A 14,955-nucleotide genomic window follows, 5' to 3' on the forward strand; every position below is an offset into this window, starting at 1 on the left:
CACGGCCGCAGACGTATACGTTCCATCAACGTGTCCCGCATCACACCAGGTTCCCCGGACGGCACCCGTATGAAAATTGACACCCGGCCGGACTGGTGGTGGGGTCGTGGCCCACAGAAGAAGACTGACGCGACTGAGGAGACGGCCGTGCAGTTCGGGCGCAGGAGAGGCGCGAGAGGCGCGACCGCCGTCGCGGTGGCCGTGATCGGTGGGCTGCTCGGCGGTTCGCACGGAGCGTTCGCCGCCCCCTCCGCCCCCGACCCCGGCACCCCCACCACCACGAAGCCTGACCGCGCGAGCGAAGCCGGGGCCGTGCCTGCCGTCTGGCCGCGGCCGCAGTCGATACGGGCGGGCGGGCAGCCGGTGCGGGTGGGCCAGGAAGCCGTGCTCGTCGCGGAGGCCGGCACCGATCCGTACGCCCTGAAGGCCCTTGGAGACGTGCTGCGCGACGCGGGCGTGACGACTCTCTACACCGTGTCGCCCGACGAGCCGCTGCCCGCGCGTGGCGTGGTCGTACGGGCCGGCGGCACCGGCGCGAACGACGCGCTGCGCGCCCTTCGCGCACCCGAACGCGCCGACCTGCCGTCCGGGGGCTACCGGATAGCCGTCGGCAGCGTCGACGGGCGGGACACGGTCGCGCTCGACGGCATCGGGGACGACGGCCTGTTCCACGCCGCGCAGACCCTGCGTCAGCTGGTGACGACGGGTGATCAGGACGGCAGGCAGATCGCCGGGGCCGTGGTCCGCGACTGGCCGGGTACGGCCGTACGCGGCATGACCGAGGGCTTCTACGGGCAGCCGTGGACGCGTGAGCAGCGTCTCGCCCAGGTCGACTTCATGGCCCGTACCAAGCAGAACCGATACCTCTACGCCCCCGGCGACGACCCGTACCGCCAGGCCCGCTGGCGCGACCCGTACCCGGCGGACCAGCGCGCCGACTTCCGGGCGCTCGCCGAGCGGGCCCGCAGCAGCCACGTGACGCTCGGCTGGGCCGTGGCGCCGGGGCAGGCGATGTGCATGTCGTCCTCCGACGACATCAGGGCCCTGAACCGCAAGTTCGACGCGATGTGGGCGCTGGGCGTGCGCTCCTTCCAGCTCCAGTTCCAGGACGTCAGCTACAGCGAGTGGCACTGCGACGCGGACGTGGACACCTTCGGCTCGGGGCCACAGGCCGCGGCGAAGGCGCACGCGCGCGTGGCGAACGCGGTGGCGCAGCACCTGGCGGAGCGGCACCCGGGGTCCGAGCCGCTGACCGTGATGCCGACGGAGTTCTACCAGGAGGGCGACACCGACTACCGGCAGGCGCTCGCCGCGCAGCTGGACGGCGGGGTGCACGTCGCGTGGACGGGCGTCGGCGTCGTACCGAAGACGATCACCGGGCGTGAACTCGCCGGGGCACGCGACGCGTTCGGGCATCCGCTGGTGACGATGGACAACTACCCGGTCAACGACTACGCGCAGGACCGCATCTTCCTCGGCCCCTACATGGGCCGGGAGCCCGCCGTCGCGTCCGGCTCGGCCGCCCTCCTCGCCAACGCCATGGAGCAGGCGTCCGCCTCCCGCATCCCGCTCTTCACGGCCGCCGACTACGCCTGGAACCCCCGTGGTTACCAGCCGCAGGAGTCCTGGCAGGCCGCGATGGACGATCTGGCGGGCGACGACGCACCGGCGCGCGAGGCGATGCGGGCGCTGGCGGGCAACGACGCGTCGTCCGTGCTGGGCGGCGAGGAGTCGGCGTATCTGCGGCCGCTCATCGACGGCTTCTGGCGTACGCGTACGTCGGCCGACCAGGGCGTACGGGACGCGGCGGCGAAGAAGCTGCGCGACGCCTTCACGGTGATGCGCGAGGCACCGTCGCGGCTCCACGGCTCGGCGGGCGGTGCCTTCGACGACGAGGTACGGCCGTGGACCGAGCAGCTGGCGCGGTACGGGAGGGCGGGCGAGCTGTCCGTCGACCTGCTCCAGGCGCAGGCGCGCGGCGACGGCCCGGCGGCCTGGCGCGCCTCGCTGGACCTGGAGGCGCTGCGCGGCTCACTGAAGGCGAGCCGGGTCACCGTCGGCAAGGGTGTGCTCGACCCCTTCCTGGCGAAGGCCGTCAAGGCGGCGGACGCCTGGACGGGCGCGGACCGCAAGGCGGGCAGCGTCTCGGAGGACGCAGGTTCGTACACCGTGCGGCTCGACAGGACGCGGCCCGTCGAGGCGCTGACCGCCATGACCGAGCCGGGTACGGGCGAGGGCTCGGCCGTCGAGGCGCATGTCCCGGGCCAGGGCTGGCGGCGCGTGGGCGCGCTCTCCGGCAGCGGCTGGACGCAGACGGACGCCGGGGGCGCGCGAGTGGATGCCGTGCGCCTGACCTGGGACGCGGCACGTGACGGCGACGCTCCCGTGGTGCACCGCCTGGTGCCGTGGTTCGCGGACGAGCCGCGGGCGGGGCTGCGGCTTGAGCGCAGCGAGACGGACGCGGAGATCGGCGGGAGCCGGCCGGAGCGCGTCACGGTACGGCTGACGGGGCAGCGGCCGGGCGAGGTGCGGGGGCGGCTGACGGCCGAGACGCCGAAGGGCATCGAGGTGAAGGCCCCACCGGCGACGACGGTGCCGCGGGGCGCGTCCACCGCCGTTCCTCTCGACGTCACGGTCGACAAGGCGGTGCGGGCGGGCGAGTACAAGGTGCCGGTGTCCTTCGACGGGCAGAACAGTGTCCTTACGGTGCGTGCGTTTCCGCGTACGGCCGGGCCCGATCTGGTGCGGGGCGAGGGCGCGCGGGTGTCGTCGTCCGGCGACGAGACCGCCGACTTCCCGGCCCCGAACGCCGCCGACGGCGACCCGACGACCCGGTGGACGTCACCGGTGGGCCCCTCCGCGTGGTGGCAGACGGAGCTGGGGGAGCCGGTGCGGCTGGGTCAGGTCGTACTGCACTGGCAGGAGGCGTACGCGAAGAAGTACCGCGTCCAGGTGTCGGAGGACGGCCGCACCTGGCGCACGGCGGCGACGGTCAGGGACGGCCAGGGCGGGCGCGAGACGGTCCGGATGGACGCGGCCGGGGCCCGGTTCGTGCGGGTGCAGTGCGATGAGCGGGCGCTGCCGTTCGGCTACTCCCTGTTCGCGGTCGAGGCGTACGCGGTGGCCGACGCCGACTAGCCCCGGCGGGTGGATGCGGCGGCCGCTGCGCGGGGCTTTCCCCTACGCCGCCCCTTCCGAACTGGGGCGCTGCCCCAGACCCCGCTCCTCAAACGCCGGAGGGGCTGGGGAGGGCGTCCGGGGGCCTGGGGGCTTGCCCCCTCACGCGGCGGAGCCGCAAAGTGTCACAGCCGGGAAGGGGCGGGTAGGGGAACAGCGCCGCAGGCAGGCAGCCCGCACCCACCGGCACCCGCACCCCACCCCCGTAGGACGACAAAGGCCCGGATCCTCAGGCCGAGATGCCGTCGATCCGAGCCAGCGCGTCATCCGCGCCGAACGGCTGCAAGTACGGCAGCCAGCGCGGATCCCGATGCCCCGTCCCGATGATCCGCCAGGCAAGACCGGACGGCGGGGCGGGCTGATGGCGCAGCCGCCAGCCCAGCTCCATGAGATGCCGGTCGGCCTTGACGTGGTTGCAGCGCCGGCACGCGGCCACCACGTTCTCCCACGCGTGCTGCCCGCCCCGACTGCGCGGCACGACGTGGTCGACGCTGGTTGCGACGCCACCGCAGTACATGCAGCGCCCGCCGTCCCTGGCGAAGAGCGCACGGCGGGTGAGAGGAACGGGCCCCCGGTAGGGGACCCGCACGAACCGTTTCAGCCGCACGACACTCGGTGCGGGGACAGCACGCGTCGCGCTGTGCATGAAGGCGCCGGATTCCTCGAGGCAGAGAGCCTTGTTCTCCAGTACGAGGACGAGCGCGCGGCGGAGCGGTACGACGCCGAGCGGCTCGTACGACGCATTGAGGACCAGGACGTGCGGCACGGATGCCTCCTATTACGCCGGCGGCGCGTGGCTCGCGCCGGGACGATCTGCTCTCAGTCTCCCCTCATGCCTGGTCGAAACGCCACCACGTCCGGGTAACGGGCTCGGAGTGTTTTCGACCACACGGCCTTCATGCCCTGGTGAGCCTTGTCTCTCCCTCGAACAGAGCGCCGGACTAGGCGGGATGCCCCGTTAGTGTGGTTGGTCTGCTGTCGTCCCGCCTGGAGGTACCCGCTGTGCTCTGGTCCGTCCTGTCGGCCGCCGATCCGACGCCCGAGCAGCCCGTCACCTTCGACGAGGCTGCACAGAAGGCGACCAACGCCGCGAGCTGGGTCGAGCAGAACTGGTCCACCTGGCTGAGCGTGGGCCTTCGCATTCTCCTGATCGTCGTGATAGCCGCCGTTCTGCGTACGGTCATCCGCCGCTCCCTCACCAAGCTGATCGCCCGCATGAACCGCAGCGCCCAGGCGGTCGAGGGCACCGCTCTCGGCGGCCTCCTGGTGAACGCCGAGCGGCGCCGCCAGCGCTCTGAGGCGATCGGATCCGTGCTGCGCTCCGTCGCGTCGTTCCTGATCCTCGGTACGGCCGCCCTGATGGTGCTCGGCGCGCTCAACATCAACCTGGCGCCGCTCCTCGCCTCGGCGGGTGTAGCGGGTGTGGCGCTCGGATTCGGTGCGCGCAACCTGGTCACCGACTTCCTCTCCGGCGTCTTCATGATCCTGGAGGACCAGTACGGCGTCGGGGACAGCATCGACGCGGGCGTCGCGTCCGGCGAGGTCATCGAGGTCGGCCTGCGCGTGACGAAGCTGCGCGGCGACAACGGCGAGATCTGGTACGTCCGCAACGGCGAGATCAAGCGCATCGGCAACCTCTCCCAGGGCTGGGCCACGGCCGGGGTCGACGTTCAGGTGCGCCCGTCGGAGGACCTGGACCACGTACGGAAGGTCATCGTCGAGACCGCCGACGAGATCGCCAAGGCCGATCCGTGGAACGAGCTGCTCTGGGGTCCTGTCGAGGTGCTCGGCCTCGACTCGGTGCTGCTCGACTCGATGGTGGTACGGGTCTCCGCGAAGACGATGCCGGGCAAGGCGCTCCGGGTCGAGCGGGAACTGCGCTGGCGCATCAAGCAGGCCTTCGACCGGGCGGGCATCCGGATCGTCGGCGGCCCGGTGCTGCTCGGCGAGGACGGTACGCCGGCCGACCCGACGGCGGGCATGTCTGCGCCGTCCGCGCTGGCCAGCCCGATGTCCCCGCAGTCCATCGCGGCGTCTCCGATTCCGCCGCCCACCAATCTCGCCAAGTAGTCCGTACGTACGTACGCGCCTTCAGCGCCCCCGCAGGTAACGCTTTGGTTGCCGCGGGGGCGCTGTGCGTCGGTGGCTCTTGACGACTGCTGACGCCCGCCCTAGTTTCGTCCCAACCGAACAGGAAACTTTCCTAACAATGCCTGCCGTGATTCCCGCAGTAGGGAAGACTGGCCGGCTGACTGGTAGGTAGCCGAAGGGTGGGTGCATCGCCATGGCCGGGACTCCGGGCACGCCGGGAACGCCGCGCGTTCTGCGTGCGATGAACGACCGGGCCGCCCTCGACCTGCTCCTGGAGCACGGCCCGCTCTCCCGTACGAAGATCGGCAAGCTCACCGGACTGTCCAAGCCCACCGCGTCCCAGCTGCTCGTCCGCCTGGAGACCGCAGGCCTCGTCGTCGCCACCGGTACGACGGAGGGGCGTCCGGGGCCGAACGCCCAGCTGTACGCGGTCGACGCCCGCGCCGCCCACGTCGCCGGCCTCGACGTGACGCCGCGACGCATCCGCGCCGCCGTGGCCGACATCACGGGCAGGGTCGTCGGCGAGTTCGAACTGCCGACCCCGGGCCGCCGCGCCGAGTCCGTCGTACGCCAGGTGACCGACGCACTCGACGGCGCGGTGAAGGCCGCCGGGCTCGTCCGGGCCGACGTTCACCGCGTCGTCATCGCGACCCCGGGCGCCTTCGACCCCGGCACCGGACGCCTGCGGTACGCCTCGCACCTCCCCGGCTGGCACTCCCCCACCCTCCTCGACGACCTGGCGGCCGCGCTGCCCATGCCCGTCGAGTACGAGAACGACGTGAACCTGGCCGCCGTCGCCGAGCAGCGGCTGGGCGCGGCCCGCGGGCATCAGGACTTCGTACTGCTGTGGAACCACGGCGGTCTGGGTGCCGCGCTGGTGATCGGCGGCCAGCTGCACCGGGGCTGGACCGGTGGCGCCGGTGAGGTCGGGTTCATGCCGGTGCCGGGCACGCCGCTCGTACGCCGGGTGACCAAGGCCAACTCCGGCGGCTTCCAGGAGCTGGCGGGCGGTCAGGCCGTGCCCCGGCTGGCCCGGGAGCTCGGCATCGCGGTGCCGGCCGGTGAGACGTACCTCGAGGAGGCCATCGCGCTGGTCGGCGAGGCTTCCTGCGCGGAGAGCGGACCGTACCGCGAACTCCTCCAGGCCTTCGCGACCGGGCTCGCGACCGGTCTCGCCTCGATGGTCGCCCTCCTCGACCCCGAACTGATCGTGCTGTCCGGCGGGGTTCTCGTCGCCGGCGGCGAACCACTGCGCGCGCTGGTCCAGGCGGAGCTCGCCGAGCTCGCCGCCCCCCGGCCCCGGCTCGTCATCGGTTCCGTACAGGAAGAGCCCGTACTGCGCGGGGCGTTGGAGAGCGCCCTCGCCACCACTCGCGACGAGGTCTTCGACACCACCTCCCGCTAGCCCGGTACCTGCCCCTCCCCTCTCACCCCCGTCCCCCGCCCCTGGGAGCTTCGCCATGCGCAAAAACAGCCGAAACCGCCGTCTCATAGGCTCAGCCGTCACCGTCGCCGCGATGTCCGTGCTCGCCTCCGCGTGTACGGGCCAGTCCGGGACCGGCGCGACCGACGACCCGAACGCGCGGACCACGATCACGTTCTGGCACGGCTGGAGCGCCCCGGCCGAGGTGAAGGCGATCCAGGCGAACGTCGACCGCTTCGAGGCGCGGCACAAGAACATCAAGGTGAACGTCGTCGGCAACATCAACGACGACAAGCTCAACCAGGCGCTGCGCGCGGGTGGTTCGAAGGGCCCGGACGTCGTTTCGTCCTTCACCACGTCCAACGTCGGGAAGTTCTGCTCGTCCGGCGCCTTCGCCGACCTGAAGCCCTTCATCGAGAAGTCGAAGCTCGACCTGGAGAAGACCTTCCCGAAGGTGACGCTGGAGTACACGCAGTTCGAGGGCAAGCGGTGCGCGATGCCGCTGCTGGCCGACGCGTACGGGCTCTACTACAACAAGGACGCCTTCAAGAAGGCCGGCATCGCCTCTCCGCCCAAGACGATGTCCGAGCTGACCGCGACCGCGAAGAAACTGACGAAGACCAAGGGCGACGGCTACGAGCAGCTCGGCTTCATGCCGAACTACCACGGCTACGAGACGACCACCGAGCACTACATGGGCAGCTGGGACCAGCAGTACTTCGACGCGGACGGCAAGTCGAACATCGCCAAGGACCCGGCCTTCGCCGCCATGTTCGCGCAGCAGAAGAAGCTGGTCGAGGAGCTCGGCGGCTTCCAGAAGCTGGAGAAGTACCGGGGCACCTTCGGTGACGAGTGGGGTGCCAAGCACCCGTTCCACACCGGGCAGGTCGCGATGCAGATGGACGGCGAGTGGCGGCTCGGCATGGCGGAGGACGCCGAGGTGCCGTTCGAGGTGGGCGTCGCGCCGATGCCCGTCGCCGACGACGAGGCCGACAGCTACGGCAAGGGCTTCCTGTCCGGCACGGTCATGGGCATCGCCCCGGCGAGCAAGAAGCAGAACGCGGCGTGGGAGCTGGTCGAGTTCATGACCACGGACACCGGGGCCGTCGTGGAGTTCGCCAACGCGATCCGCAATGTGCCGTCCACCTTCGAGGCCCTGAAGTCGCCGGACCTCAAGCTCGACCCGCGCTTCAAGACGTTCCTCGACATCGCGCAGCACCCGGAGTCCAGCACGCCGGCGGGCGCGGTGAACGGTGCGACGTACCTCCAGACGATCCAGGAATTCGGCTACCAGTACGAGAAGGGGGCGGTGAAGGACCTGAAGGCCGGTCTGGAGAGGACGGCCGCGCAGATCGACACCGATATCGCGAAGGCGAAGTAGTCCTGCGATGAGCACGCACACTCTTCGTTCGAAGCGCCGGAGAACGGCACTGCGAACGGCTGCGTTCATGTCGCCCTGGCTCGTCGGCTTCAGCGTCTTCTTCGCGTACCCGCTGCTGTCGACCGTCTATTTCTCCTTCATGAAGTACGACGGTTTCGGTGTCCCCACGTTCAACGGGCTCGACAACTGGACGTACGTCTTCAGCGACTACCCGATGTTCTGGCCGTCGCTGCGCAACACCCTGTGGCTGGTCCTGATCATGGTCGGCTGCCGGGTCGTCTTCGGGCTGGGCGTCGGCCTGCTGATCACCAAGATCAAGTCCGGTACGGGCATCTTCCGCACCCTCTTCTACCTCCCGTTCCTGGCGCCGCCCGTCGCCGCGACCCTCGCCTTCGTCTTCCTTCTCAACCCCGGCACCGGGCCGGTGAACTCGGTCCTCGGTGACCTGGGGCTGCCGACGCCCGGCTGGTTCAACGACCCGTCCTGGTCGAAGCCGGCGCTCACCATGCTCGCGGTGTGGGGCATCGGCGACCTGATGGTCATCTTCATGGCCGCACTGCTCGACGTACCGAAGGAGCAGTACGAGGCGGCGGAGCTGGACGGCGCGTCCGGGCTCCAGCGCTTCCGCTTCGTCACGCTGCCGAACATCTCGCCGATCGTGATGTTCGCCGTCGTCACCGGCGTCATCCAGACCATGCAGTACTACACACAGCCGCTGGTCGCGGGGAAGGTCGCGTCCGGCATCATCGGCGGCTCGGGCCAGCAGTTCGAGCCCGGCTATCCCGACAAGTCGACGCTGACGCTCCCCCAGCTCGTCTACAACCTCGGCTTCCAGCGTTTCGACTACGGGGCCGCGTGCGTGGTCGCGCTCGTTCTGTTCGCCCTGGCCATGGCCTTCACCGCGCTTTTGATGCGGCGGCGCGGCGGCCTCCTCCAGGCAGGTGAATGACAGACATGACGCAAGTACTGGACAAGCCGGCCACGTCGGAGGCGAACGCCGCCACCCCGGCCGAGCGCACCGCACGCCGCAAGGCACTGCTGCACTGGATCGCCGTCCATTCGCTGGGGATCGCGGCCGCGCTCTTCTTCGTGCTGCCGTTCGTCTTCGTCGTACTGACGTCACTGATGAACGACCAGCAGGCACTGACCCGCGACCTCACGCCCAACACCTGGGAGTGGGGCAACTACGTCAAGGTCTTCGAGACGCCGGGCTTCCTGACCTGGTGGAAGAACACTCTGCTGTACGCCGGACTCGGCACCGCACTCACAGTGGCGTCGTCGGTCCCGGTGGCGTACGCGCTCGCCAAGTTCCGCTTCCGGGGACGCAATCTGTCCCTGATGCTCGTCATCTCGATGATGATGCTGCCACCGCAGGTGATCATCATCCCGATGTACCTGTTCTGGGCGAAGCAGCTGGACCTGTCCGGCACGCTGTGGCCGCTGATCATCCCGATGGCCTTCGGTGACGCTTTCTCGATCTTCCTGCTGCGGCAGTTCCTGCTGACGATCCCGAACGAGTACCTGGACGCGGCGAAGGTCGACGGCTGCGGCGAATTCCGCACGCTGATCCGGGTCGTACTGCCGATGGCGAAGCCGGGCATCGCGGCCGTAGCCCTGTTCCAGTTCTTCTACGCCTGGAACGACTACTTCGGACCGCAGATCTACGCCTCCGAGAACCCGGCGGCCTGGACGCTGTCGTACGGACTCGAATCCTTCAAGGGCGCGCACCACACCGACTGGAATCTGACCATGGCCGCGACCGTACTGGTCATGGCCCCTGTGATCGTCGTCTTCTTCTTCGCCCAGAAAGCGTTCGTCGAAGGCGTCACACTGACCGGAGTAAAGGGCTGATGACGACGCTGACTGGCATGAAACTCGCAGTGGTGGGCGGCGGTTCCACCTACACGCCCGAATTGATCGATGGTTTCGCCCGCCTGCGCGACACCCTGCCGATCGAGGAGCTCGTCCTCGTCGACCCGGCCGCCGACCGCCTGGAGTTGGTGGGCGGCCTCGCCCGCCGTATTTTCGCCCGGCAGGGCCACCCGGGCCGCATCACGACCACCTCCGACGTCGACGCGGGCGTCGCGGACGCCGACGCGGTGCTGCTCCAGCTCCGGGTCGGCGGGCAGGCCGCCCGCAACCAGGACGAGACGTGGCCGCTGGAGTGCGGGTGCGTCGGGCAGGAGACGACGGGCGCGGGCGGGCTCGCGAAGGCGCTGCGTACGGTCCCGGTCGTACTGGACATCGCCGAGCGGGTACGCCGCGCGAACCCGGACGCGTGGATCATCGACTTCACCAACCCCGTCGGCATCGTGACGCGGGCGCTGCTCCAGGCCGGCCACAAGGCGGTCGGGCTGTGCAACGTGGCGATCGGCTTCCAGCGGAAGTTCGCGAAGCTGCTGGAGGTGGCGCCCGCCGACGTACACCTGAACCACGTGGGCCTCAACCACCTCACCTGGGAGCTGGGCGTACGCCTCGGCGGCCCCGAGGGCGAGGACGTGCTGCCGAAGCTGCTCGCCGAGCACGGTGACGCGATCGCCGACGACCTGCGGCTGCCGCGCGGTGTGCTCGACCGCCTCGGTGTCGTCCCCTCCTACTACCTGCGCTACTTCTACGCGCACGACGAGGTGGTGAGGGAGCTGGGCACGAAGCCGTCGCGGGCGGCGGAGGTCGCGAAGATGGAGGCGGAACTCCTGACCATGTACGGCGATCCGGCGCTGGACGAGAAGCCGGCGCTGCTCGCCAAACGCGGCGGCGCGTTCTACTCGGAGGCGGCGGTGGATCTGGCGGCGTCACTGCTGGGCAACGGCGGCAGCCCGGTCCAGGTGGTCAACACGTACAACAACGGCACGCTTCCCTTCCTCGCGGACGACGCGGTCATCGAGGTCCAGGCGCGGGTGGACCGGACGGGCGCGACGCCGCTGGCCGTGCCGGAGCTGGACCCGCTGTACGCGGGGCTCGTCGCGAATGTGACGGCGTACGAGGACCTGGCGCTGGAGGCGGCGCTGCGCGGGGGCCGCGACCGCGTCTTCAAGGCGCTGCTCGCGCACCCGCTGATCGGCCAGTTCGAGTACGCCGACGGGCTCACCGACCGGCTGATCGCGCACAACCGGGAGCACCTGGCGTGGGCGTGACCGCGGCTGTCGTCGCCATCGACGCGGGCAACAGCAAGACGGACGTGGCGGTGGTGGGGCCGGACGGCTCGGTCCTTTCCGCGTCCCGGGGCGGGGGCTTCCAACCGCCGGTGGTGGGGGTCGAGGCGGCGGTCGACGCGCTGGCGGAGACGGTGGGCCGGGCGCTGGAGGAGGCGGGTGTGGGGGCGGCCGAGCATGTCTCGGCCTGCCTGGCCAATGCCGACCTCCCGGTGGAGGAGGAGGAGTTGGCGGCGGCCGTCCACGCGCGCGGTTGGGGTCGTACGACGGAGGTCCGCAACGACACCTTCGCGATCCTGCGGGCGGGTGTCGACGAGCCGCGCGGGGTCGCGGTGGTGTGCGGGGCGGGCATCAACTGCGTCGGCATGCTTCCGGACGGACGCACCGCGCGCTTCCCCGCGATCGGCCGGCTCTCCGGCGACTGGGGCGGGGGCGGGGGCCTGGCGGACGAGGCGCTGTGGTTCGCGGCGCGGGCGGAGGACGGCCGGGGCGAACGCACGGAGCTGGCACGCGCGCTTCCGGCGCACTTCGGGCTGCCGTCGATGTACGCGCTGATCGAGGCGCTGCATCTGGGGCGCGTCGCGGCGGGGCGGCGGCACGAGCTGGCGCCGGTGCTGTTCGCCGTGTCGGCGCAGGGGGACCGGGTCGCCCGGTCGATCGTCCACCGTCAGGCGGAGGAGGTCGTCGCGATGTCGACGGTGGCGCTCGGCCGTCTGGGTCTGCTCACGGAGGAGGCACCGGTGCTGCTGGGCGGCAGTGTTCTGGCGGCCCGCCACCCGCAGCTGGACGACCGCATCGCGGCACTGATGTCCGACCGCGCACCGAAGGCGGAACTACGAGTGGTGACGGCACCCCCGGTACTGGGAGCGGCACTGCTGGGCCTGGACCGCACGGCGGTGGATGCAGGGGCCCATGAGCGACTGCGATCGCATTACGGAGCAGCTGATCGGGCCGGCGGGGCAGAGCGGCCGGCTTGGCCGACGCCGTCGACTTGTCCGCCGGGATCAAGCCCGTCCGGCGTTTGAGGACACACCCGTCAGGGCGTTCGGGGTCTGGGGCTTGCCCCACGCGGCGGAGCCGCGAATGTCACAGCCGGGAAGGGGCGGGGTGGGGAAGAGCCCCGCAGGGGAATCGGTCCGGGGAACCGCAGCAGCGGCCCCTGCGTATACATGGAGGGGAGTTGAGAACAGGCCAAGCCTTGATCGGCACAAGATCCAGTCAATCCTGGTGTGGATACCGGTCCCTGCGGCCATACTGCTTGCCGAGCACGGCAGACCGTCAATGACCGAGGGGGAGGTCACGTGGCACACCCGCCGAAGGTGCGCGAGACGTCGCACCCGCCCGCGCGAACCACCGCGTGGTCGGAGGGCGTGGACCGGCTGCGCGCCGGCGCGACGACCGAACCGGGTCGGCTGCGCGTCATCGGCGCCCTCGTCGCCGCGCTCGTGGTCGCGTTCGGCGTGGTCGCAGCCTGGGAGATCACCGACCGCGCCGCGGCCGCCGAGGACGTCGTCACCCGCAGCCAGCCGCTGAGCGCCGACGCCGCGAGCATCTACCGTTCCCTCGCCGACGCCGACTCCGCCGCCGCGAGCGGATTCCTCGCGGGCGCGCAGGAGCCGCAGGACGTGCGCGAGCGGTACGAGGACGACATCGCCACCGCGTCCGCGCTGCTCGTGAAGGCCGCCGCCAACACGGAAAGCACCAGCGCCTCCGGACGCGAGATCGCCGCGCTCAACACCCAACTGCCCCAGTACACCGGCCTGGTCGAGCGCGCCCGCGCCAACAACCGCCTCGGCCTCCCCCTCGGCGGCGCCTACCTCCGGTACGCGAACGAACGCATGACCACCAAGCTGCTTCCCGCCGCCGAGCGGCTCTACAAGGCGGAGACCAGCAGGCTCGGGGACGACTACGACGACGCCCGCGTGTGGCCGTTCATCGGGCTCGGGCTCGGCGTCCTCGCGCTGGCCGGCCTCGGCTGGGCCCAGCAGCGCAACTACCGTCGTACGAACAGGGTGTTCAACCACGGCCTGCTGGCTGCGAGTGTCGCCTCCGCCGTCGTCCTGCTGTGGCTCGGAGCAGGGCACGCCGTCGCGCGGGCCGGGCTGGAGGACGCCATGACGCACGGCCAGAAGTCGCTCGAAGTCCTCAACGACGCGCGCATCAACTCGCTCAACGCCCGCGCCAACGAGAACCTCACCCTGGTCGCGCGCGGCGCCGTACTGGCCGAGGACGGCGAGCGCGACCTGTACGAATCGCAGTACGCCGACGGCATGAAGGTCCTCGGGCAGCGCCTCGCCCAGGCCCGCGAGCTCGCCGGCGACGACCCGCAGGGCAGCGGCCCCGTGACGGAAGCGACCACCAAGGCCGGCGAATGGCGCAAGCGGCACACGGACGCGCGCGCCACCGACGACGGCGGCGACTACGAAGGCGCCCTGGCGAAGGTCATCGGCGGCAAGGGTTCCACCGGAGAATGCTTCAACGGGGTCGACGCGGCCCTGGAGAAGGCGCTCGCCCATGAGCAGGCGCAGTTCACCCGGGCCGCCGAGGGCGGCCGGGGCGCGCTCACCGGCCTGCCGCTCGGCACCGCCGTCCTGGCGGTACTGGGGGCGGCGGGCGCCGTGCTCGGCATCGGGCGCAGGCTTTCGGAGTACAGGTGACAGGGGTGGGAGGAGGCGCGGTGACCAGGACGGGCAGCAGGGACGGCGGTGCGGGCGGCAGGCTGCGCGGCTGGGGCGGAGTGGCCGGGATGGCCGCCGCCTGCGCGCTGACGGCAGCGGTGACCCTGCTGCCGCTCTCCCACGGCGCCGGGGACGGGCGGGGCGCGGACGCGGCGGGCCAGGGTACGGCGCGGGCCGTCGCCGCGCGGGCGGACACCTGCGAGGACCCGGAGCGCAGCCTGCGGCCGTCGGACGCGGACGGCCCGGCGATCGAGAAGATCAAGGCGCGGGGCAAGCTGATCGCGGGCGTCGACCAGAACAGCTTCCGCTGGGGTTACCGCAATCCGGCCAAGAAGAACGGTGGCCTCGAAGGCTTCGACATCGACCTGGTGCGCGCCATCGCCGAGGACATCCTCGGTGACCCCGACAAGGTCATCTACCGCGCCATACCCACCAATCAGCGCATCCTCGCCCTCCAGGAGGACAGGGTCGACGTCGTCGTCAGGACGATGACGGTCAACTGCTCCCGTATCAAGGAGGTCGCGTTCTCCACCGCGTACTTCCAGGCGGGACAGCAGGTGCTCGCCCCGAAGGAATCGACGGTCAAGGGCTACGACGTCTCGCTCGCAGGCAAGAAGGTCTGTACGGCGAAGGGCTCGACGGCGTACGACGCGCTGGCCGCGAAGTCGTTCGGCGCGAAGTTCGAGGGGCTGACCGTGTCCAACCAGCTGGACTGCCTGGTGCGGCTCCAGCTCGGCGAGGTCGACGCGGTGGTGACGGACAACGCCCTGGCGGCCGGCCAGGCGGCGCAGGACCCGGCGGTCGAGCTCAAGGGCGAACCGTTCACTCAGGAGTACTACGGCGTGGCGACGAAGCTCGGCAGCGACGACCTCGTACGCCGGGTGAACCAGGTCCTCGACGACTACCGCGAGGGCGGCGCCACCGGTCGGTGGATGAAGGCGTACGACAAGTGGCTCAAGGACGACCTGCCCGGCATCAAGGAGCCGCCGGAGCCGAAGTACCGGGACAATTGAGCCGGCTGAATCCTGGGCAGAACGACACAAGACAGTGGAT

The 14,955-nt window shown here is 70.8% G+C and carries 11 protein-coding genes; 10 read left to right on the forward strand and 1 reads right to left on the reverse strand.

Going from position 1 to position 14,955, the window contains the following annotated elements:
* The first annotated feature begins 147 nt into the window (after positions 1 to 147).
* Entirely contained in the window at positions 148 to 3,138 is a 2,991-nt protein-coding gene (locus AC1P0E_RS11060; RefSeq protein ID WP_482741999.1) for a glycoside hydrolase family 84 protein, read from the forward strand.
* A gap of 268 nt (positions 3,139 to 3,406) precedes the next feature.
* Here the strand turns inward: AC1P0E_RS11060 and AC1P0E_RS11065 are convergent, their stop codons facing one another.
* A complete protein-coding gene (locus AC1P0E_RS11065) occupies positions 3,407 to 3,943 on the reverse strand; it encodes an HNH endonuclease (RefSeq protein ID WP_028814500.1) in 537 nt (178 codons plus the stop codon).
* A 236-nt stretch (positions 3,944 to 4,179) separates the two neighbouring features.
* Between AC1P0E_RS11065 and AC1P0E_RS11070 the strand changes: the two genes are divergently transcribed.
* The 9 genes from AC1P0E_RS11070 to AC1P0E_RS11110 all read left to right on the forward strand — a co-directional run bounded on the left by AC1P0E_RS11070 (position 4,180) and on the right by AC1P0E_RS11110 (position 14,915).
* Entirely contained in the window at positions 4,180 to 5,247 is a 1,068-nt protein-coding gene (locus AC1P0E_RS11070; RefSeq protein WP_482742000.1) for a mechanosensitive ion channel family protein, read from the forward strand.
* 214 nt (positions 5,248 to 5,461) lie between these two features.
* Positions 5,462 to 6,673 (forward strand): ROK family transcriptional regulator, encoded by a 1,212-nt coding sequence (locus tag AC1P0E_RS11075; protein ID WP_482742001.1) that lies wholly within the window; start codon positions 5,462 to 5,464, stop codon positions 6,671 to 6,673.
* Between the two features lie 112 nt (positions 6,674 to 6,785).
* Positions 6,786 to 8,072 carry an ABC transporter substrate-binding protein gene (locus AC1P0E_RS11080; protein ID WP_482745720.1) on the forward strand — a complete coding sequence of 429 codons (1,287 nt, stop codon included), beginning with the start codon at positions 6,786 to 6,788 and terminating at the stop codon, positions 8,070 to 8,072.
* 7 nt (positions 8,073 to 8,079) lie between these two features.
* Positions 8,080 to 9,021 (forward strand): carbohydrate ABC transporter permease, encoded by a 942-nt coding sequence (locus AC1P0E_RS11085; protein ID WP_482742002.1) that lies wholly within the window; start codon positions 8,080 to 8,082, stop codon positions 9,019 to 9,021.
* A gap of 5 nt (positions 9,022 to 9,026) precedes the next feature.
* Entirely contained in the window at positions 9,027 to 9,923 is an 897-nt protein-coding gene (locus tag AC1P0E_RS11090) for a carbohydrate ABC transporter permease (protein WP_482742003.1), read from the forward strand.
* A 17-nt stretch (positions 9,924 to 9,940) separates the two neighbouring features.
* The gene (locus tag AC1P0E_RS11095; RefSeq protein WP_482742004.1) at positions 9,941 to 11,206 is read left to right on the forward strand and encodes a 6-phospho-beta-glucosidase; all 1,266 of its coding nucleotides are present in this window, start codon (positions 9,941 to 9,943) and stop codon (positions 11,204 to 11,206) included.
* A complete protein-coding gene (locus tag AC1P0E_RS11100) occupies positions 11,197 to 12,249 on the forward strand; it encodes an N-acetylglucosamine kinase (protein ID WP_482742005.1) in 1,053 nt (350 codons plus the stop codon). Before AC1P0E_RS11095 ends, AC1P0E_RS11100 begins: the two co-directional genes overlap by 10 nt.
* Before the next feature lie 294 nt (positions 12,250 to 12,543).
* Positions 12,544 to 13,881 (forward strand): hypothetical protein, encoded by a 1,338-nt coding sequence (locus AC1P0E_RS11105; RefSeq protein WP_482745721.1) that lies wholly within the window; start codon positions 12,544 to 12,546, stop codon positions 13,879 to 13,881.
* An 89-nt stretch (positions 13,882 to 13,970) separates the two neighbouring features.
* Positions 13,971 to 14,915 (forward strand): glutamate ABC transporter substrate-binding protein, encoded by a 945-nt coding sequence (locus AC1P0E_RS11110; RefSeq protein ID WP_482745722.1) that lies wholly within the window; start codon positions 13,971 to 13,973, stop codon positions 14,913 to 14,915.
* Positions 14,916 to 14,955: the final 40 nt, after the last annotated feature.

The sequence above is a fragment of the Streptomyces sp. TRD_SC_5 genome (genome assembly GCF_056836825.1).

Bases quoted from the DNA above. Each gene is read 5' to 3' on its own strand.
- AC1P0E_RS11075 (WP_482742001.1), top strand. From the start codon at position 5,462: ATGGCCGGGACTCCGGGCACGCCGGGAACGCCGCGCGTTCTGCGTGCG.
- AC1P0E_RS11080 (WP_482745720.1), top strand. From the start codon at position 6,786: ATGTCCGTGCTCGCCTCCGCGTGTACGGGCCAGTCCGGGACCGGCGCG.
- AC1P0E_RS11085 (WP_482742002.1), top strand. From the start codon at position 8,080: ATGAGCACGCACACTCTTCGTTCGAAGCGCCGGAGAACGGCACTGCGA.
- AC1P0E_RS11090 (WP_482742003.1), top strand. From the start codon at position 9,027: ATGACGCAAGTACTGGACAAGCCGGCCACGTCGGAGGCGAACGCCGCC.
- AC1P0E_RS11095 (WP_482742004.1), top strand. From the start codon at position 9,941: ATGAAACTCGCAGTGGTGGGCGGCGGTTCCACCTACACGCCCGAATTG.
- AC1P0E_RS11110 (WP_482745722.1), top strand. From the start codon at position 13,971: ATGGCCGCCGCCTGCGCGCTGACGGCAGCGGTGACCCTGCTGCCGCTC.